The sequence below is a fragment of the Paraburkholderia lycopersici genome (genome assembly GCF_900096975.1).
Classification (GTDB): Bacteria; Pseudomonadota; Gammaproteobacteria; order Burkholderiales; family Burkholderiaceae; genus Paraburkholderia; species Paraburkholderia lycopersici.
On the sequence record NZ_FMYQ01000001.1, the window covers coordinates 77277 to 97143 of the forward strand.

The window sequence follows — 19867 nt, forward strand, 5'->3', positions numbered from 1 at the left end:
CACACGCCATGCCCCTGCCCCTTCTCGCCCTTGCCGTCGCCGCGTTTGGTATCGGTACCACCGAATTCGTGATCATGGGTCTGCTGCCCGACGTCGCGCGCGACCTGAGCGTCTCGATTCCGGCGGCGGGCATGCTGGTCTCGGCCTACGCGCTCGGCGTGACGATCGGCGCGCCCATCGTCGCCATCGCCATCGCCAACGTGCCGCGCAAGCAGGCGCTCATGCGGCTGATCGGCATCTTCATCGTCGGCAACCTGCTGTGCGCGCTCGCGCCGAACTACTCGATCCTCATGGCCGCGCGCATCGTCACGGCGTTCTGCCATGGCGCGTTCTTCGGCATCGGCTCGGTCGTCGCGGCCGGGCTCGTCGCGCCGAACCGGCGCGCGCAGGCCATCGCGCTGATGTTCACGGGCCTCACGCTCGCCAACGTGCTGGGCGTGCCGCTCGGCACCGCGCTCGGCCAGATCGCCGGCTGGCGCACGACCTTCTGGGCCGTCACGGGCATCGGCATCCTGGCGGCTGCGGCGCTGCAGGTGTGCCTGCCCGCAAAGATCGAGATGCAGAAGGCGAGCCTCGTGCATGAGTTCGGCGTGCTGAAGAATCCGCAGGTGCTCATGGTGCTCGGCATGAGCGTGCTGGCCTCGGCGAGTCTTTTCGCGGTGTTCACCTATATCACGCCGATTCTCGAAGACGTGACCGGCTTCTCGCCGCACGAAGTCACGTTCGTGCTGCTGTTGTTCGGCCTCGGGCTCACCGTGGGCAGCACGCTGGGCGGCAAGCTCGCCGACTGGAAGCTCATGCGCTCGCTGCTCACGTTCCTCGCCTCGATCGCCGTGGTGCTCGCCGCGTTCTCGCTGACGATGCACGACCCGATCGCGGCCATGGCGACGATCTTCGTCTGGGGCATTCTCGCGTTCGCGATCGTGCCGCCGTTGCAGATACTGATCGTCGACCGCGCGAGCCACGCGCCCAACCTCGCCTCCACGCTCAACCAGGGCGCGTTCAATCTCGGCAACGCGGGCGGCGCGTGGATTGGCGGCGTGGCGATCAGCGCGGGCGCGCCGCTCACGGCGCTGCCTTGGGTGGGCGTGGCGACGGCCTTCGCGGCGCTCGCGCTCACGCTCGTGTCGGCGCAGATCGACCGGCGCGCGCGACGGCGCGTATCGGTGGCGGGGCCGACATCCTGCGCGTGACGCGAATCGATGCAGGCCCGAAAGCGCCTGCATCGCACTGACACCGAGGCGCCGCCGCGGCGCCTCGGGAGACGCCAACTCGACGCGAAGCGCGGCGGCGCCACGTTTTTCGCGGGCCCGTAGTAGCATTGCGCCCGATGAAAACCGTCCTCACCCGCGACTTCCTCGCGCTGATCCTGAGCGTGGCCGTGGTCGGCCTCGGTTCTGGCGCAACACTCCCGCTCACCGCCCTCGCCCTCACCGACGCCGGCTACGGCACCGCCATCGTCGGCCTGCTCACGGCTGCGCAAGCGCTCGGCGGCCTCGCCGTCGTGCCGCTCACGGCATGGATTTCCACGCGCTTCGGCTCGCGCCAGGTGATCGTGGGCTCGGTGCTGACCGTGGCCATCGCGACCGCGCTGATGCAGACGAGCGCCAACCTGTGGCTCTGGGCGCTGCTGCGCATGCTGTGCGGCGCGGCGCTCATGCTGCTCTTCACGATCGGCGAAGCGTGGGTCAACGAACTCGCCGACGACTCGAACCGCGGCCGCGTGGTCGGCATCTACGCGACCACGTTCACGCTGTTCCAGATGTCGGGCCCGGTGCTCGTGAGCCAGATCGCCGGCCATACGGCGTGGCGCTTCGCGATCTGCGGCGCGATCTTTCTCGTCGCGTTGCCGATGCTCGCCGCGATCCGCTCGAATCCGCAGCAAACCGACCTGCACGAGCCGCACGGCAGTTGGCGCCACGTGCTGCCGAAAATGCCGGCGCTCGTCGTCGCCACCGGGTTTTTCGCGCTGTTCGACACGCTCGCGCTTTCGTTGCTGCCGCTCTTCGCCATGGGCCACGGCATCGACAGCGAAGTGGCCGTGCTGTTCGCCTCGGCCGTGCTGCTCGGCGACACGACCATGCAGTTCCCCATCGGCTGGCTCGCCGACCGGCTCGGCCGCGAGCGCGTGCACGCGCTCATGGGCATAACCGTCGCGGTGCTGCTGCCGCTTCTGCCGCTGGCCGTCGATATGCCGTGGCTGCGCTGGCCGCTTCTCTTCGTGCTGGGCGCGGCGGCGGGCTCGATCTATACGCTGGCGATCGTCGCGTGCGGCGAGCGTTTCCAGGGCGTCGCGCTCGTGTCCGCGAGCGCGCTCGTGAGCGCCTCGTGGAGCGCCGCGAGCTTCGGCGGCCCGATTATCACGGGCGCGTTGATGGAGCACGCCGGGCGCGACGCGATGCTGTGGGTGCTGTTCGCGAGCGCGCTCGTGTTTCTCGGCGCGCTGCGCTGGGAGCGCTCGCACGGGCTCGCGCGAGCGCGCGCATAGCGGCGCATCGCCGGCGAAAAACAGCCGATGCGCGTTCGAAGCGCATCGGCCGCTCTGTTTCGCGCCTGGAAGTACTGCTACTTCAGCGCCGGCAGGATCTTGCCGACACACGTGCCGAAGCCCACGCGATAGCCATCGCCCTGGCACCAGCCCGCCAGGGCGAGTTCGTCACCGTCTTCGATGAAGCCGCGCGTGCCGCCGCTCTTCAGTTCGAGCGGATGCTTCGCGTTCCACGTGAGTTCGAGCAGGCTGCCGAACGAGTCAGGCGTCGGACCCGAGATCGTGCCCGAGCCCATCAGGTCGCCCACGCGCGTATTGCAGCCCGCCACGGTGTGATGCGCGAGCTGCTGCGCCATCGACCAGTACATGTGGCGGAAATTCGTGCGCGCGATGGTCGTCGCCTCTTGTGCGCCTTCGGGACGCAGCCGCACCTCGAGCGCAACGTCGAACGCGTGATGGCCCTCGTGACGCAGGTATTCGAGCGGCTGCGGCTCCTGCGCGGGCTGGGCGACGCGGAACGGCTCCAGCGCGTCGAGCGTCACGACCCACGGCGAAATCGTCGTGGCGAAGGTCTTCGCGTTGAACGGCCCGAGCGGCACGTATTCCCACTGCTGGATGTCGCGCGCGCTCCAGTCGTTGAGCAGCACCATGCCGAAAATGTGATCCTCGGCGTCCTCACACGCAATCGGCTCGCCGAGCGCATTGCCGCGCCCGACGACGAAACCCGTTTCCAGCTCGATATCGAGCTTGCGGCACGCGCCGAACACCGGACGCTCCTGGTCGGGCAGCTTCAACTGGCCATTCGGCCGGCGCACCGGCGTACCGCTCACCACCACCGACGAAGCGCGGCCGTTATAACCGATCGGCATTTCGGACCAGTTCGGCAGCAGCGCATTCTTCGGATCACGAAACATCGATCCGACGTTCGTCGCATGTTCCTTCGACGAGTAGAAGTCCGTGTAACCGGGAATCTGCACCGGCAGATGCAGCCTCGCATCGGCGAGCTTCACGAAGGCGCGTTCGCGCAGCGCCGTGTCGTCGCGCAGCGTGGCCGTTTCGCGCGCGAACAGCGACGAAAGCTGCACGCGCACGCTGCGCCACGCGTCGCGGCCGAGCGCGATGAAATCGTTCAGCGCCGGGCGCGCGAACACGTCCTGCCGCGCGTTGACGGGCAGGCGCAGCAGCCCGGCTTCGTGCAGCACCGCCAGATCGGCCACGAGGTCGCCGATCGCCACGCCCACGCGCGCGTTCGCGGAGCCCGGGTCGCCTGCGCGATCGCTCGAAAACACGCCGAACGGCAGGTTCTGGATCGGGAAATCGCACTGCGCGTCGTTCGCGGACCCGATCCAGCTCTTGCGCGCGGAATCGAGCGTCGCCTTGAGTTCGTCCGTCATGGTGCTGCTCATCGCTTCTCCGGATTGAAGTACTTCGTGAGGCCTTGCCAGCACTCGTAGTAATGCGCCTGCAACTGGCTCGTTTCGAGCGCGTAGCGCGTCGGGCGGATCAGCGTGCGGGTTTCGAACATGAACGCCATCGTGTCGCCGACCTTGTGCGGCTTCGTCGTGTCGGCGTTCGAGGCCTTCTCGAAGGTCTCGGCGTCGGGGCCGTGGCCCGACATGCAGTTGTGCAGGCTCGCGCCGCCCGGCACGAAACCTTCGGCCTTGGCGTCGTACACGCCGTGCACGAGGCCCATGAACTCGCTCGCCACGTTGCGGTGATACCAGGGCGGACGGAACGTGTTCTCGGCCGCGAGCCAGCGCGGCGGGAAGATCACGAAGTCGATCGAATCGACGCCCGGCGTATCGGTGGGCGAATGCAGCACGAGGAAGATCGACGGATCGGGGTGGTCGTAGCTGATGGAGCCGATCGTGTTGAAGCGGCGCAGGTCGTACTTGTAGGGCGCGTAGTTGCCGTGCCACGCCACCACGTCGAGCGGCGAGTGGCCGATGTCGGCACGCCAGAGCTGGCCATTGAGCTTCGTGACGAGCTCGAACTGGCCTTCGCGATCCTCATAGGCGGCGACGGGCGTGAGGAAATCGCGCGGATTCGCAAGCCCGTTCGAGCCGATCACGCCAAGGTCGGGCAGGCGCAGCAGCGCGCCGAAGTTCTCGCAGATGTAGCCGCGCGCTTCGCCATCGGGCAGATCCACCGTGAAGCACACGCCGCGCGGAATCACGACGATCTCGAACGGCTCGACGTCGAGCCGGCCCATCTCGGTGCGGATCGAAAGACGCCCCTGCTGCGGGACGACCAGCAGCTCGCCGTCGGTATTGAAGAAGAAGCGGTCCACCATCGGGCGGTTCGCCGCGTACAGATGAATCGCACAGCCGCTCATCGAGGCCGCCGAGCCGTTGCCCGACATCGTCACCCAGCCGTCGATGAAATCCGTGGGCTCGGTCGGCATGGGCAACGCGTCCCAGCGCAACTGGTTGGGCGGCGTGGGCGGCACATCGCCGAAATCGGCGACGAGGCGCGGTGCGCCGTTGCGGCTCATGTTCGACGCGAGCGGCGTGAACGGCTGATGCACGGCACCAGGACGAATCCGATAGAACCAGGTGCGGCGGTTGTGCGAGCGCGGCGCGGTGAACGCCGTGCCCGAAAGCTGCTCGGCATAGAGGCCGTAGGCGCAGCGCTGCGGCGAGTTCTGCGCCTCGGGCAGCGCGCCCGGCAGCGCCTCGGTCGCGAATTCGTTGGCGAAACCGCTCATGTAGCCGTGCTGGACTTCAGTCGGGTGGCGCAAGGGTGCATTCATTGCTGTCTCTCCACGTTCTCGGGCCGTGACATATCGCCACGCGATTTACGGATGGTAAAACGAATTACGATTAGTGAAATTACGTGTATACCCTGGCGCATGACCCACGACCCATGGCCTCCAGAACGGCCGCGCACGGCCGATAACGTTATGACCAATCAGACCATCCGGCGCGGCTGCGGGCTGCTACCATCGGGTCATGCGGCCCTCAGTCCGGGCTCGCGCCATTCATCCCCGCTCCGCCACATCATCATGATCGCTCCGACCATTCCCGAGCTCGTCGCTCGCTCCGCCGACCATCCGTTTCTTGGCGAGCATCTCGCGATGGGCCGCGGTGCGCACGACAAGGAAGCCGTGGCGAAGCGGCGCGGCATCGAGCTATTGAGCGCCTACGAGCCGATCTACGACATCAGCGTGCACAGCGGCGCCCAGTCGCTCGCGGCCGACATCGCGGCGGCCGCGCGCTTCGGCGACGAGCTTGGCTATCAGGCGGTGACGCTGCGCGAACAGGACGGCCAGATCGCGCCTTGCGACCCGTTCGGCGACGCGCTCGACGATCCCGAACTCGTCGCGCTCGACCGCATGGTGCGCGCGCTTCATGCGATCAACTTTCTGGGCGGCCAGCAGCACGGCCTGCTCTTCCTGCGCGTGCACGAACGGCTTCTGAAGAGCGTGAAGTACGACCACGGACGGCATTTTTCGAACGTGCTGGTATCGTTCGGGCTCAATCCCGGGCGCATCGTGATCGAACTGCCGTCGGCTGCGGTCGCGCACCGCACGTTTCTCGGCTATCTCACGAAGAGCTATCAGCGGTATGGGTTCAAGGTGGCCGGCAACCTGCCCAATGCCGGGCAGATTCTCTCGGTGTCGGACATGGCGCGGCCCGACTTCGTGAAGATGGATGCGACTTCGGCGCTGCGCGATTCGATGGTGAAGCCGCTCGTGAGTTATGCGGCGCGGCTGCGCATTCCGCTCATCTTCAATCGCGTGGTGGATGCGGCGCAGTTCGAGCAGTTGCAGCAGTACGACGTGCGCTTCGTGCAGGGGCCGGTGTTCGCGGCCCAGGACAAGGTGGTTTGAGAGTCGTGAGGGCGCAGGCGTGGCTGCGCGCCTCGGCTCGCAGCCTGGTGCCTAGAGGCTGACGGGTTCCTGCTCCAGCGCCACGCCGAAGCGCGCGAGCACGTCGCGCTGGATGGCCTGCGCGAGTTCGAGGATGTCCGCGCCGGTCGCCCCGCCGCGATTGACGAGCACGAGCGCCTGACGCTCGTGCACGGCCGCCGCGCGCAGCGCGCGGCCCTTCCAGCCGCAGCGGTCGATCATCCAGCCCGCCGCGAGCTTCACGCGCCCGTCGGCCTGGTGGTACGAAACGATCTGCGGCTCGCGCGCGACGAGCGAATCGAACTGCGGCGCGTCGATCACGGGATTCTTGAAGAAACTGCCCGCGTTGCCGAGTTCGAGCGGGTCGGGCAGTTTCGCGCGCCGCACCGCCACCACCGCGTCGAACACGGCGCGCGCGCGCGGCGAGTCGCCGGCGTTGCGCTGCGCGAGTTCGCGCGCGAGATCGGCATAGCCCGCGTTGGGCTGCCACACCTTCGGCAGACGGAAGACAACCGAGGTAACGACGAAACGCTCGCGCCCTTCGCGCTTGAAGAAACTGTCGCGATAGCCGAACCGGCAGGCTTGCGCATCGAATTCGACAGGCGCGCCCGTGGCCATTTCGATCGCGCGCACCGCGACGCAGCGCTCGGCCATCTCGAGCCCGTAGGCGCCGATGTTCTGGATGGGCGCCGCGCCCACCGTGCCCGGAATCAGCGCCAGGTTCTCGAGGCCCGGCATGCCCGCTTCGAGCGTCCAGGCCACGAATTCGTGCCAGTTCTCACCCGCGGCCGCCTCCACGTACCACGCCTGCCCGTCCTCGTGCGCGACGCGCTTGCCGGCGAGCGCCATGAGCAGCACGAGACCGTCGAAGTCGCGCGTGAGCACGACGTTGCTGCCGCCGCCCAGCACGAGCGTGCGCAAGCCCTGCGCGCGCGGGTCGCGCACGGCGGCGGCAAGATCGGCCTCGCTCTCGACCCGGCACGCGTAGCGCGCGCGCACGTCGAAGCCGAACGTGTTGTGCGCGCGCAGCGGATAGCCGGCGGCGAACCACACGGGAGACGAATCGACGGACGTTTGGAGGACGGGCATCGGAGAGGAACGGAACACGGACAGCAAAGCAGATGGAAAAAGGCCGGGCAAACCGCCAGGGGAGCCAGTGGACGCCGGGCCGCGCCGCAGGCAGCCTTGGGCAAACGCAACGGCGCCGGTAGAATGGCGTCGGTCCGTGATTATAGCGAGTGCGCGAACCGCCGCCGGAAATCGGGCATGGCATGCGGGCGCATCGATTGCGCAGCGCTTTGTGCCGCCGTCGCGCCGCCGTTCGCCGCTCGCACTTTTGGGAGAAAGCAATGCCATCGTTTGACGTCGTCTGCGAAGCCAACATGATCGAAGTAAAGAACGCCGTGGAGCAATCCAACAAGGAAATCTCCACGCGCTTCGACTTCAAGGGCTCGGATTCGCGCGTCGAGCAGAAGGAGCGCGAACTGACCGCGTTCGCCGACGACGACTTCAAGCTCGGCCAGGTGAAGGACGTGCTGGTCTCGAAAATGGCCAAACGCAATGTGGACGTGCGCTTCCTCGACTACGGAAAGATCGAGAAGATCGGCGGCGACAAGGTCAAGCAGGTCATCACCGTGAAGAAGGGCGTGTCGGGCGACCTCGCGAAGAAAATCGTGAAGCTCGTCAAGGACAGCAAGATCAAGGTGCAGGCGAGCATTCAGGGCGACGCGGTGCGCGTGACGGGCGCCAAGCGCGACGACCTGCAAAGCGTGATCGCCTTGCTGCGCAAGGACGTGACCGATACGCCGCTCGACTTCAACAACTTCCGCGATTGACGCATCCCGCGGGGCGGCCCGCACCGCCCCGCTGCTTCACGCCCTCTGCTTCACACCCGCTTTTCTCCCGCCTCGTCCGCCGTCACTACCGGCAACGCCGGCACCTCGTCGGTGTCCGGCAGCGTTTCGAGATTCACGGGCCCGGTTTCGATCGGGCGGTGCGAATCGCCCTCTCCAGCATCAATCCAGCCTGAACCGCCCCACCGCATTGGCGAGACTGGCTGCCTGACCGCGCAACGCCGCCGCCGCCGCCGTCGACTGCTCGACGAGCGCCGCGTTCTGCTGAACCATCTCGTCGAGCTGGCTCACCGCGCGGTTCACCTCCTGGATGCCGCGCGTCTGCTCGTCGGCCGCGTGCGTCACCTCGGAGATGATGGTCGTCACGTTCGAGACATTCGCGACGATCTCGTCCATCGTGGCGCCCGCGTGGCGCACGAGCTGCGAGCCCGAACTCACGCTCGAAACCGTCGATTCGATCAGCGCCTTGATCTCGCGCGCCGCCTGGGCGCTGCGCTGCGCGAGGCTGCGCACCTCGCCCGCCACCACCGCGAAGCCGCGGCCCTGCTCGCCCGCGCGCGCCGCTTCCACGGCCGCGTTCAACGCGAGAATGTTGGTCTGGAACGCAATGCCGTCGATCACGCCGATGATGTCCGCGATCTTGACCGAAGCCTGCTCGATGTCGCCCATCGTGTGCACGACGTCGCCGATCACCGTGCCCCCGCGCGAAGCCGCCTGCGAAGCCGTTGCCGCCGTCACGTCGGCCTGCTGCGCCGCGTTCGCCGACTGCGCGACCGTCGCCGTGATCTGCTCCATCGAGGCGGCCGTCTCTTCGAGGCTCGCCGCGGCCGATTCGGTCCGTCCCGACAGATCCACGTTGCCCGACGCGATCTCGTCGCTCGCCGTGCGCACCGATTCGCTCGCGTCGCGGATCTGGCGCATCACGTCGCGCAGCTTGTCCATGAACGCGTTGAACGAGCGCGCGATCTGCGCGACCTCGTCGTTGCCCTCGGCGGGCAGCCGCTTCGTGAGATCGCCCTCGCCGGTGCTGATCGCGTCCATCGCGTCGCGCACGCGCGAAAGGCGCTGGAACGACACGCCGGTCGCGCCCGCCGCGATCGCCGCGGCCGCGACGCCGATCACCACGAGCGCCACGAGCGACGCCGTGAGAAGCGAGCGCATGGCCGCCGTCGCATCATGACGGTCGAGAGCCACGACCACGCGCCAGTCGGTGCCCGGAATCGTTTGCGCGCGCATCAGCTTGGTGTCGCCGTTTACGTCCACCTCCAGCGGCGCGCTGGCCGAGAACAGCGCGTTCAGGCGATCGCCGGCCAGCGCGGGGGCGAGTTCCGACACGGGCTTGAGCGTGAGCTTCGGGTCCGGATGCGCGACGATCGCGCCGCTCGCGTCCACGAGCATGCCGAAGCTCGCGGACGTGGGATGAATCGAGCGGACGTTGGCGATCACGCTGTCCATCGCCACGTCGCCGGAGATCACGCCCTTCACCGCGCCGTCGCGAATCACGGGCTCCGCGAACGCCACTACGAGCTTGCCGGAGCCGATGTCCACGTAAGGCGGCGTGACGACGGCCTTGCCGGCCGCCACGGCCTGCTTGTACCAGGGGCGCACGGTCGGGTCGTAGTCGGGCGGAATGCCGGTGGGGTCCGAGAACTTCGAGGTCTTGTCCGCGTAGCCCACGTAGACGTTCGTGAAGCCGCCCGCCGTCGCGATCTGCTTGAGCGCCGGCATGGGATCGGGTCCGAGCACGGCGTCCTGCAGCGAATCGATCATTCTCACGTGCGCCGCGACCCAGTCGGTGACGCCTTGCGCATGGCTGTCTTCGAGCGCCGTGAGCATGCCGTCGATCGACTCCGTGTTGTGCGAGTCGGCGACGAAGTAGTCGAGCGCGGTATTCGCGGCGAGCGCGGACACGACGATGACCACACAAAGCGCGACGATGCGCGCGCGGATGGTAGAGAACATGGAGGAAAGCCGTGTGGGTAGAGGAGGAACCTGCGAAAACCGATCTGGAACTATCAGGGTTTACGGCAGGTCGCACGGCGGTCTTAAGGGCGCGCACGCAGAAAAAGCGCCCTGAGTCGCTACTTGCCGGAAGATGCCCGGCGATGAGCGATTTATCAGGGGAATAATCGGAGGAACGGCGAGCGGCAGCACAGTGGGTGCCGCCGCGGCTCAAATCGCCTTTACTTGCCCGCCCCAGCGGCCTTCTTCTCGCCGATGCGACTCTCCTTGCCGGCGATGAGCTTGGCGATGTTCGCGCGATGCCGCCAGAACAGCAGCCCGCTCATGGCGAGAATGGCGAGTGCGACGACGCGTGGGCCGAACATGAACACGTAGTAGAGCGGCGCGAACACGGCGGCCGCCAGCGCGGCGAGCGACGAGTAGCGCGTGAAGAACGCGACGATGAGCCAGGTCGCGAGCGTGGCGGCGCCGAGGACCGGATTCACGGCGAGCAGCACGCCGGCCGCCGTGGCGACGCCCTTGCCGCCCTTGAAGCGGAAAAACGCGGGATACAGGTGGCCGAGGAACACGGCGAGCGCGGCGAGCGCGATGGCCGCATCGCCGAGCCCGTAGCGCGGGCCGAAGTGCGCGACGAGCCAGACGGCCAGCCAGCCCTTGAACGCGTCGCCGATCAGCGTGAGGATCGCGGCCTTCTTGTTGCCGCTGCGCAGCACGTTGGTCGCGCCGGGATTGCCGGAGCCGTAGGAGCGCGGATCGTCGAGGCCCATGAAGGCGCTCACGATCACGGCAAACGAAACCGAGCCGATCAGATAGGCAAGAACGGCGACGAACAGGTTGTACATGCACGAAACCCGGAGGAGGTGGAACGATGCGCGCCGGGCTGGTTCGCCCGGCGACGCGCGACGGCGCTCATTTTACCGAAGCGCGGGCGCTCGCTGCCCGCGCGCCGGTCGCAAACCAGGGTAAATCAGGGAAGCAACGGGCAACGCCCGCAAGGCGCGGCCCGCGCGTCAGTCGACGCTCGCGCATTGGACCGGTTTCGCGCCGAGCAGCGACGTGAGCACCGAGGGCGCGAGGCTCACCAGATAGCCGCGCCGTCCTCCGTTGAGCCAGATTTCGTCGAGCTCGAGTATGGTCGATTCGACGTAGACGGGCATGGTCTTCTTCGTGCCGAACGGCGACGTGCCGCCCACCAGATAGCCCGAATGGCGGTTCGCGACTTCGGGCTTGCACGGCTCGACACGCTTCGCGCCGATCTGCCGTGCAAGGTTTTTCGTCGACACCTTGCGGTCGCCGTGCATGAGAACGATGAGCGGCCTCGCGTGCTCGTCCTCCATCACGAGCGTCTTGACCACGCGATGCTCGTCCACGCCGAGCTGGCGCGCGGATTCGGCCGTGCCGCCATGCTCGACGTACCCGTAGGGATGCTCGCCGAACGCGACGCCCGCGCGGCGCAGCATTTGCGTGGCGGGCGTTTCCGATACATGTTTCGTTTTGCTCATCCGGGCATTGTAATCGCGCAGCCTGCAACGACCGTGCCGGCCGACCGCGCAAACTTCAGCCGCGCGGATGGTGCTTCGCGTGCAGAAGCCGCAGCCGCTCGCGCGCGACGTGCGTATAGATCTGCGTGGTGGAGATGTCGCTATGGCCGAGCAGAAGCTGCACGACGCGCAGATCGGCGCCGTGATTGAGCAGGTGCGTGGCGAACGCATGGCGCATCGTGTGCGGCGAGAGCGGCGCGTGCACGCCCGCGGCCGCCGCATGGCGCTTGATGATGTGCCAGAACTGCTGGCGCGTCATGCCTTCGGCGCGCGCGGTCACGAAGAGCGCGTCGGCCGTGCGCGCGCCGAGCAGCGCGGGCCGCGACTCGCGCAGGTAACGCCCGATCCACGCGTGCGCCTCTTCGCCGAACGGAATCAGACGCTCCTTGGACCCCTTGCCGAGCACGCGCACGACGCCCTCGTTCAAGCCCACCTCGACCGTCTTGAGCGTGACGAGTTCGGTCACGCGCAGGCCGCTCGCGTACATCAGCTCGAGCATCGTGCGATCGCGCAGGCCGAGCGGCGTGGCGACGTCGGGCGCGCCGAGCAGCGCCTCGACCTGCGCCTCGCTCAACGTGGACGGAAAGCGCGGCGGCTGCTTCGCCGAGCGGATGCGCACGGTCGGGTCCGACTGCACGCGCTGCTCGCGCAGCGCCCAGCCGTAATAGCGGCGAAACACCGACAGGCGGCGGTTCGCCGAGGTCGATTTGTCGTCCTTGCGGCGCGCGCTGTAGGCGAGCAAATCGTCTTCGTGGGTCGTGTCGAGCGCGTTGGCGCGCTCGCGCGCGAGCCATTGCGCGAAGAGCCGCAGGTCGCGCCGGTATGCGTCGAGTGTATTGCGCGAGAGGCCGTGCTCGAGCCACATCGCGTCGCAGAACGTGTCGATGGCGGCGAGGCTTGCCGCGAGCGCTTCGGCCGCGGCGGGTTCGAGGGCGTGCTCCCCCTCTTCGGTGGCCTCGTTCGCCACGAGCGGCGGCGGATTTGTCGTCATCGTCATCGTCATCGTGTTAGCGCAGTTGAAACCGGTTCGAGGAGCATTCGTGTGCGAGCAGCCAGCGCTTCACGTCGCGAAAGAAGCCGTCGCCGCCGTGATGTGCAAAGCCGCCGATGCCGCTCGCCGACACCACGCGATGGCATGGAATCACGATCGGGAATGGATTGTCGCCGCACGCCTGGCCCACGGCGCGCGCGCTGACGCTGCCGATTCGCCTCGCGAGCTCGCCGTACGTGAGCATGTCGCCCGCCTCGATCGCGCGGATGCCGTCCCACACGCGCTGCTGGAACGGCGTGCCGAGCAAGGCGAGCGGCAGGTCGAAGGCCGCGTCCGCGCTTTCGAAATACCGTTCGATCTGTTCAACCGCGCGCGAAGCGAGTTCGCAATCGGGCTCGACGCGCGCCGCGTGCCCAGGCAGATAAACGATTTCGCGCACCGCTTGCCCGCCGGTGCGGATGCCGACCTTGCCGAACGGTGCATCGATCACTGCGTTGAACATCGTTGCCTCCCTCGTGCGCGAACGTTGCCCGACATGGTGCCGCGTCGCGCGCGCGATTGCCAGCGCGTCATCGGTCATGCTTGCCTCCGCCGTCATCAGTTCGCCGCCGCTTCAGGCCGCTTCAGGCCGCTTCGAGCGCCCAGCGCACGTGCTCGCGCACGAGCGCCGACTCGTCGCGCTCACGCGCGCGCAGCGCGTTCACGATGGCTTCGCGCGCAACATCGGCGACATCGCCGGCATTGCCCGCGTCTTCACGCGTCGCGCGCAGCGCATTGCCCATCGCGACCGCGATGTTGCGCGACCAGCTCTCGTAACCGATGCGCCGTATCGCGCTGCCCTGCATGCGTTCGTCGAACTGCGCCGAGCTCCAGCCGAACAGGTCGACGAGGCTCGCGCAATCGAGCCCGTGGCGCACGTCGAAGTCGGCGACGGGCGCGGCCTGGGCAAACTTGTTCCACGGACAGACGAGCTGGCAGTCGTCGCAGCCATACACACGATTGCCGATCAGCTCGCGCAACTCCAGGGGAATGCTGCCCTTGAGCTCGATCGTCAGATAGGAAATGCAGCGGCGCGCATCCACGCGGTACGGCCCGGTGATCGCGCCCGTCGGGCACGCGTCGATGCAACGCGCGCAACTGCCGCAATGGGCGCCCGGCGTTTCGGGTGCGGCGCTGGCGGGGTCGTCGGCGTCGGTGGGCAGCGGCACGTCCACGTAGATTTCGCCGAGAAAGAAGAGCGAGCCCGCGTCGCGCTGCAGGAGCAGCGTGTGCTTGCCGCGCCAGCCCACGCCCGCATTCTGCGCGAGTTCGACTTCGAGCACGGGCGCGGAGTCGGTAAACACGCGAAAGCCAAACTGGCCGATCTCGGCCTCGATACGCCCGGCGAGCTGCTGCAGGCGCGCGCGCAACACTTTGTGATAGTCGCGGCCGCGCGCGTAGATCGACACGACCGCCGCATGCGGGTCGGCCAGGCGCGCGTGCTCGCGCAAGCGCCAGTCGGCGTGGACGCTTTCGCGTGCGACGTTCGTGCCAGCGCCGTCACCGCCATCCGGGCCGCCTTGCGAAGCACTTTCGCGCGTCTTTCCCGCCGCATTCGGCGCGAGCGTGCCGAGGGGCAAATAGGCCATGCGCGCCGTGATTACGCGTCGCGTGCCGGCCACAAGCTCTGCGGGCCGCGCGCGTTTCATCCCATGTTTGGCCATATAATCCATCTCGCCGTGGCAGCCCGCTTCGAGCCACGCGGCGAGGCCCGCCTCGGCATGGGAAAGGTCGGTGTCGCTGATACCGATCGCACCGAACCCCAGCTCGCGCCCCCACGTCCGGATGCGCGCCGCGAGCGCGGCGAGCGCCGCCTCGTCGAGCGGCATGGCCTGCCCGGCAGCAGGCGCAGACGAATCTCGCGGCGCAGGTGCCTGAGCACGCGCCTGAGTACGCGCCTGAGCGGACGCGAGGTCGAGCGCCTCCGAAGACGCGCGCAAAGCCTGCGCGGAGTTGGACGGGGAATGCGTGGGGTTCATTACGTCATTTTACGAGAATGCCCGACACGCCCGCTCACGACCACGCGCCGCTTCCGCTCGATCCATCGGCAGACGTTCTTCTCGAGCGCCGTTTCGATCTCGCAGATGCCGCCGCCACCGACGCCTTCGGCGCACGCTTCGCGCAGGCGCTCGATGCGCTGCGCGCGAGCGGCGCGCAGGTTCACGGCGCGCCGCCTTTTCATGGCCTGCACGTGCAACTGCACGGCGACCTCGGCGCGGGCAAGACCTCGCTCGTGCGCGCCGCATTGCGCGCACTCGGCCACACGGGCCGCGTGCGCAGCCCCACTTACACGCTCGTCGAGCCGTACACGGTAGCGGCCCGCGACGCGAAGCACGGGGAACTCCAGCTCTATCACTTCGATCTGTACCGTTTCAGCGATCCGGCCGAATGGGCCGACTCGGGCTTTCGCGAATATTTCGCGCAAGGCGCGGTATGCCTCGTCGAATGGCCGCAACGCGCGGGCGGCCTCCTCGGCGTGCCCGATCTCGTGTTCTCGCTCGAGCCCGATGCAAGCGGCGAAGGCCGCGTGCTCACCGCATACGCATACAGCGCATCAGGAAAGGCATGTCTAGAAAGATGTTAATCAAACCGTTCCGCTCGATCGAATCGGCCGCGACCGCCACGCACAACTGGCGTCGCCGGCAGATCCTGAAGGCGGGCGCCTCCACGCTCGTGCTCGGTCTTGCCGTGCCGCGCCTCGCGTGGGCCACTTCGGTGATCGGCGTGCGCGTGTGGCCCGCGCGCGACTACACGCGCGTCACCATCGAATCGGACCAGCCGCTCGCGAACTCGCAGCAAATGCTGCAGGGCCCCGACCGGCTCGTGGTCGATCTGAACGGACTCGATCTCGACGACGCGCTCAAGAACCTCGTCTCCAAGATCACGCCGAACGACCCGCAGATCCAGGCCGTGCGCGTCGGGCAGTACCAGCCGCACGTCGTGCGCATGGTGTTCGACCTCAAGGGCTCGGTGAAGCCGCAGGTGTTCACGCTGCAGCCGGTGGGCTCGTACCGATACCGGCTCGTGTTCGACCTCTATCCCGCCGTGGCGCCCGACCCGCTCATGGACCTGCTCGCGCAGACCGAGCGCAAGCAGCAGCAGCTCGACGCGCACGAGGCGATGAAGAACAGCGTGCCGCCTGCCACGCCTTCGACGCTCGCGGGGCCCAACACGCCGCCCGCGCACGACAACAGCGACGCGTTCTTCGAGCGCTACGCGCAGAACGACGCGGGCCCGTCGCCCAGCGCGCCGCGTCCTGCGCCGCCGGTGCCGCCGGCCGGGATCGCGGCGCGTGCGGGCAAGCCTGCCGCGCCGAAGCCGCCCGTCGTGGCGCAGCGTAACGACAACAAAAGCGACAACAAAAACGACGGCAAGAACGACAACGGCAATGACAGCGACAACGGCAACGCAGACGACGACAACTACGGCTTCACCGCGCCCAGGTCCGGCAAGGGCGGCACCACGCGCCTCCTGACCGTCGCGATCGATCCGGGCCACGGCGGCGAGGACCCGGGCGCGATCGGCAGCGCGGGCACGTACGAGAAACACGTCGCGCTCGACATCGCGAAGAAGCTGCGCGCGAAGATCGACGCCCAGCCCAACATGCGCGCGATGATGACGCGCGACGCCGACTTTTTCGTGCCGCTGAACGTGCGCGTGCAGAAGGCGCGGCGCGTGGGCGCGGACCTCTTCGTGTCGATACACGCCGACGCGTTCACTACGCCGGCCGCGCGCGGTTCGTCGGTGTTCGCGCTTTCGGAGCACGGCGCCTCGAGCGCCGCGGCGCGCTGGATGGCGACCAAGGAGAACTCGTCGGACCAGATTGGCGGCATCAGCGTGCAGACGGCCGACGCCGCCGTGAACCGCGCGCTCTTCGACATGTCCACGACGGCGCAGATCCGCGATTCGCTGCGCTACGGCGGCTTCGTGCTCAACGAAGTCGGCGAGATCAACAAGCTGCACAAGGGCTCGGTCGAGCAGGCGGGCTTCGCTGTGCTCAAGGCCCCCGACATCCCGTCGATCCTCGTGGAGACGGCGTTCATCAGCAATCCCGAGGAAGAGACGAGGCTCAACGACGACGCCTATCGCGACAAGATGGCGAACGCAATTCTCAAGGGCATCAAGCGCTATTTCGCGGCCAATCCGCCGCTCGCGAAGAGCCGCATGACCTGAACGCCGGCCGCCCGGCGCAAACCGGACACGCCGCGCACGCCCACGGGCTCGCGCGGCGTTGTCTTATGGAGCGGACGGCTTACGGGCGCACGACGCCCAGGCGCTGCCTGACCCAGCCGCCGAACACGTTGACGACAAGGCCGCCCATCACGAGCACGGCGCCGCCGATCTCGGCGGACGTGAGCCGCTCGCCGAGCAGCAGCGAGGCCGAGGCCAGCCCGACGATGGGCACGAGCAGCGAAAACGGCGCAACCTGGCTTGCGGGATACTTCGAGAGCAGGCGGCTCCAGAGGCTGTAGCCAACGAGCGTCGCGACGAACGCCAGATAGACGATGGCGCCCACCGACGCCGCACCGATGCCCGAGAGCGCCTGCTCGATGCGCTGCGGGCCTTCCATCCAGTACGAAAGCGCGAGAAACGGCAGCGGCGGCACGAGGCTCGCCCACACCACGAGGCCGACGAGATCCACCTTGCCCACCTTCTTCGTGACGATGTTGCCGAGCGCCCACATGCAGGCGGCGCACAGCGTCAGCACGAAGCCGGCAAGCGTCATACCCTGCGCGCCGCCCGCCATCGACTGCACGCCGATCAGCGCGAGGCCGCCCGCGGCGATCAGCAGACCGATCACGTTCTGCGCGTGAAAGCGCTCGCGCAGAAAGAACGCCGCGAAGCCGAGCGTGAAAAACGCCTGCGCCTGCAGCACGACCGACGCAAGACCCGCGGGCATGCCCACGTACATCGCCGTGAAGAGGAACGCGAACTGCCCGAGCGAAATCGTCGCGCCGTAAGCGAGGAGCCAGCGCAGCGGCATCTGCGGGCGTTTCACGAACAGCACGGCCGGAAACGCCGCCAGCATGAAGCGCAGCGCGCCGAGCAGGAGCGGCGGCACGCCATGCAGCCCCACCTTGATCACCACGAAATTCACGCCCCACGCGAGCACCACCACGAGCGCGAGCAACAAGTCCTTCGGCGACATCTCCTGCTCCTCTTTTGGTCAAACTTTTTTTGTCGAATCGGAATCTTACCGCCTCGCCGGGCGGCGCGCCGGGCGGCCCGCGCGTAAGCCGCACGCCGTCGGGGCGGGGGTTAGAATGGGCGCCAGCCGCGCGCGGCCTGCCGGCGCGCCGATTTCGCCGCGACCACGCGCCGTACGAGTCATCAAGGAAGCGTCCATGTCCTCATCGATCAAAGCGGTTCTCAAGCCTCACCAACGCGACATCGGCAATCTCTACGTGCGGCGCGTGCTGCCCGCGCTCGCGGCGCGCCTCGTGGGCCCGTTCATCTTCTTCGACCATATGGGCCCCGCCACGCTCGCGCCGAGCTCCGGCGTCGATGTGCGCCCGCATCCGCATATCGGTCTCGCCACCGTCACCTATCTCTTCGACGGCGCGCTCATGCATCGCGACAGCATTGGCTCGACGCAGAAAATCGTGCCCGGCGACGTGAACTGGATGACGGCCGGCCGCGGCATCGTCCACTCGGAACGCACGCCCGACGAAGACCGCGCCACGGGCCACACCATGCACGGCATCCAGACGTGGGTCGCGCTGCCGCTCGATCACGAAGACACGCAGCCGTCGTTCTTCCACCACGCCGCCGCGACGCTGCCCGAAGTCGAGCGCAACGGCGTCGCGATGCGCGTGATCGCGGGCACGGCGTTCGGCGCGACTTCGCCCGTCGAAACCTTTTCGGGCACGCTCTACGTGGCCGCCGACTTCGCGCCGGGCAGCGCATTCGCGCTCGACGCGGAACACGAGGAGCGCGGCGTCTACCTCGTGGAAGGCGATCTCGCGATCGACGGCACGCCGCTCGAACAGCACACGATGGCCGTGCTGGTGCCGGACGAAACCGTCACGCTGTCGAGCGCCAACGGGGCACGCGTGATGCTGCTCGGCGGGGAGAGGCTCAAGGGCGAGCGCTTCATCGAATGGAATTTCGTGGCAAGCTCGCGCGAGAAGATCGAAGCCGCGAAGGCAGCCTGGACGCGCCAGGAAATGGGGCACGTGCCCGGCGAAACGGAATGGATTGCGCTGCCGGAGAAGAAGCCGCGCCCCGCAGCCGATTGAACCGGCGCGTTTCGTCCCCAACTAGCGGCATAACGGATTTCTCAACGAGGACGCAATGGACACCACTCTCGCCACTTTCGAAAAAGACGTGATCGAAGCGTCGGCGCTCGCGCCGGTGCTGGTCGACTTCTGGGCGCCCTGGTGCGGCCCTTGCAAGACGCTCGGGCCGATGCTCGAAAAGCTCGAAGCGGAGTATGCGGGCAAATGGAAGCTCGTGAAGGTCAACGTCGACGAGAACCAGGAGCTCGCCGCGCACTTCGGCGTGCGCAGCATTCCGCACGTCGTGGCGTTCGCGGACCGCCAGGCGGTCGATCAGTTCGTCGGCGTGCTGCCCGAAGGCCAGTTGCGCCAGTTCCTGGACGGCCTGATTCCCGACGGCGCCGACGCCGCGCGCCGCGCCGCCCAGGAAGCGCTGGCCGAAGGCCGCCGCGACGAAGCCTACGAAGCGCTGCAGGCCGCGCTCGCGTTCGATCCGGGCAACGACGAAGTGCGCATGGACCTGATCGAGATGCTGCTCGCCGACAACCGCTCCGACGAGGCGCACAAGGAAGTCGATCTGCTTTCGCCGAAGACCACGCAGGGCATCGACGCGCGCTTCAACGCCCTCAAGACGCGCCTCGACGCGCTCGACGCCGCCGCCGACCTGCCGCCCACCGACGCGCTCGAAACCCAGGTGGCCGCCAACCCCGCCGATCTCGAAGCGCGCTTCGATCTGGCGAACGCGCTGATCGCGCGGCGCAAATATGCGGGCGCGCTCGAGCACCTGCTGGAGATCGTCAAGCGCGACAGAAGCTTCCGCGACGACGTGGGCCGCAAGACCATGCTTTCGGTGTTCGACCTCGCGGCGCATCAGCCGCAGCTCGTGAGCGAATGGCGGCGCAAGCTGAGCGCGGCATTGAACTGA

General features: G+C 67.8%; 18 protein-coding genes. 8 read left to right on the top strand and 10 right to left on the bottom strand.

Features of this window, described 5'->3' with window-relative positions; translation table 11 throughout:
- The first annotated feature begins 8 nt into the window (after positions 1–8).
- Both BLU17_RS00300 and BLU17_RS00305 read left to right on the top strand, forming a co-directional pair.
- Positions 9–1193, top strand: a complete 1185-nt coding sequence (locus BLU17_RS00300) for an MFS transporter (RefSeq protein WP_091992970.1) — start codon at positions 9–11, stop codon at positions 1191–1193.
- A 137-nt stretch (positions 1194–1330) separates the two neighbouring features.
- Positions 1331–2488: an MFS transporter gene (locus BLU17_RS00305; RefSeq protein WP_091992972.1), complete on the top strand. Its 1158-nt coding sequence runs from the start codon at positions 1331–1333 to the stop codon at positions 2486–2488.
- Between the two features lie 77 nt (positions 2489–2565).
- On the opposite strand, the gene fahA is transcribed toward BLU17_RS00305, so the two are convergent.
- The gene (fahA, locus tag BLU17_RS00310; protein WP_176928875.1) at positions 2566–3894 is read right to left on the bottom strand and encodes a fumarylacetoacetase; all 1329 of its coding nucleotides are present in this window, start codon (positions 3892–3894) and stop codon (positions 2566–2568) included.
- Positions 3891–5240, bottom strand: coding sequence for a homogentisate 1,2-dioxygenase (gene hmgA, locus BLU17_RS00315; RefSeq protein WP_091992976.1), 1350 nt, complete (start codon positions 5238–5240; stop codon positions 3891–3893). The genes fahA and hmgA overlap by 4 nt, the downstream gene beginning before the upstream one ends.
- A 252-nt stretch (positions 5241–5492) precedes the next feature.
- Between hmgA and BLU17_RS00320 the strand changes: the two genes are divergently transcribed.
- Positions 5493–6320 (top strand): EAL domain-containing protein, encoded by an 828-nt coding sequence (locus BLU17_RS00320; RefSeq protein WP_091992979.1) that lies wholly within the window; start codon positions 5493–5495, stop codon positions 6318–6320.
- 51 nt (positions 6321–6371) lie between these two features.
- Here the strand turns inward: BLU17_RS00320 and murB are convergent, their stop codons facing one another.
- Positions 6372–7427 (bottom strand): UDP-N-acetylmuramate dehydrogenase, encoded by a 1056-nt coding sequence (gene murB, locus BLU17_RS00325; RefSeq protein ID WP_091992981.1) that lies wholly within the window; start codon positions 7425–7427, stop codon positions 6372–6374.
- Between the two features lie 260 nt (positions 7428–7687).
- On the opposite strand from murB, the gene BLU17_RS00330 reads away from it, so the two are divergent.
- Positions 7688–8173, top strand: a complete 486-nt coding sequence (locus BLU17_RS00330; protein WP_091992984.1) for a YajQ family cyclic di-GMP-binding protein — start codon at positions 7688–7690, stop codon at positions 8171–8173.
- Between the two features lie 180 nt (positions 8174–8353).
- Here BLU17_RS00330 and BLU17_RS00335 read toward each other — a convergent pair whose 3' ends face one another.
- The 6 genes from BLU17_RS00335 to queG all read right to left on the bottom strand — a co-directional run bounded on the left by BLU17_RS00335 (position 8354) and on the right by queG (position 14553).
- Positions 8354–10153: a methyl-accepting chemotaxis protein gene (locus BLU17_RS00335; RefSeq protein ID WP_091992986.1), complete on the bottom strand. Its 1800-nt coding sequence runs from the start codon at positions 10151–10153 to the stop codon at positions 8354–8356.
- Between the two features lie 221 nt (positions 10154–10374).
- Positions 10375–10995, bottom strand: coding sequence for a glycerol-3-phosphate 1-O-acyltransferase PlsY (plsY, locus tag BLU17_RS00340; protein ID WP_091992988.1), 621 nt, complete (start codon positions 10993–10995; stop codon positions 10375–10377).
- A gap of 168 nt (positions 10996–11163) precedes the next feature.
- On the bottom strand, positions 11164–11655 hold the full coding sequence (gene ybaK / locus BLU17_RS00345; protein WP_091992990.1) for a Cys-tRNA(Pro) deacylase: 492 nt from the start codon (positions 11653–11655) through the stop codon (positions 11164–11166).
- A 55-nt stretch (positions 11656–11710) separates the two neighbouring features.
- A complete protein-coding gene (gene xerD, locus BLU17_RS00350; RefSeq protein WP_425434048.1) occupies positions 11711–12691 on the bottom strand; it encodes a site-specific tyrosine recombinase XerD in 981 nt (326 codons plus the stop codon).
- A gap of 10 nt (positions 12692–12701) precedes the next feature.
- Positions 12702–13187 (bottom strand): methylated-DNA--[protein]-cysteine S-methyltransferase, encoded by a 486-nt coding sequence (locus BLU17_RS00355; protein ID WP_091994131.1) that lies wholly within the window; start codon positions 13185–13187, stop codon positions 12702–12704.
- Positions 13188–13308: 121 nt separating this feature from the next.
- Complete coding sequence (gene queG / locus BLU17_RS00360) at positions 13309–14553, bottom strand: tRNA epoxyqueuosine(34) reductase QueG (RefSeq protein WP_091992992.1); 1245 nt, start codon at positions 14551–14553, stop codon at positions 13309–13311.
- Between the two features lie 167 nt (positions 14554–14720).
- On the opposite strand from queG, the gene tsaE reads away from it, so the two are divergent.
- Both tsaE and BLU17_RS00370 read left to right on the top strand, forming a co-directional pair.
- Positions 14721–15308, top strand: coding sequence for a tRNA (adenosine(37)-N6)-threonylcarbamoyltransferase complex ATPase subunit type 1 TsaE (gene tsaE, locus BLU17_RS00365; protein WP_091992994.1), 588 nt, complete (start codon positions 14721–14723; stop codon positions 15306–15308).
- Positions 15290–16897, top strand: a complete 1608-nt coding sequence (locus BLU17_RS00370) for an N-acetylmuramoyl-L-alanine amidase (RefSeq protein WP_091992996.1) — start codon at positions 15290–15292, stop codon at positions 16895–16897. Before tsaE ends, BLU17_RS00370 begins: the two co-directional genes overlap by 19 nt.
- A gap of 79 nt (positions 16898–16976) precedes the next feature.
- Here BLU17_RS00370 and BLU17_RS00375 read toward each other — a convergent pair whose 3' ends face one another.
- Positions 16977–17873 (bottom strand): EamA family transporter, encoded by an 897-nt coding sequence (locus tag BLU17_RS00375; RefSeq protein WP_091992998.1) that lies wholly within the window; start codon positions 17871–17873, stop codon positions 16977–16979.
- A gap of 196 nt (positions 17874–18069) precedes the next feature.
- On the opposite strand from BLU17_RS00375, the gene BLU17_RS00380 reads away from it, so the two are divergent.
- Together BLU17_RS00380 and trxA are read left to right on the top strand one after the other, a co-directional pair.
- Positions 18070–18963, top strand: coding sequence for a pirin family protein (locus BLU17_RS00380; protein WP_091993000.1), 894 nt, complete (start codon positions 18070–18072; stop codon positions 18961–18963).
- Positions 18964–19018: 55 nt separating this feature from the next.
- Positions 19019–19867: a thioredoxin gene (gene trxA / locus BLU17_RS00385; protein ID WP_091993002.1), complete on the top strand. Its 849-nt coding sequence runs from the start codon at positions 19019–19021 to the stop codon at positions 19865–19867.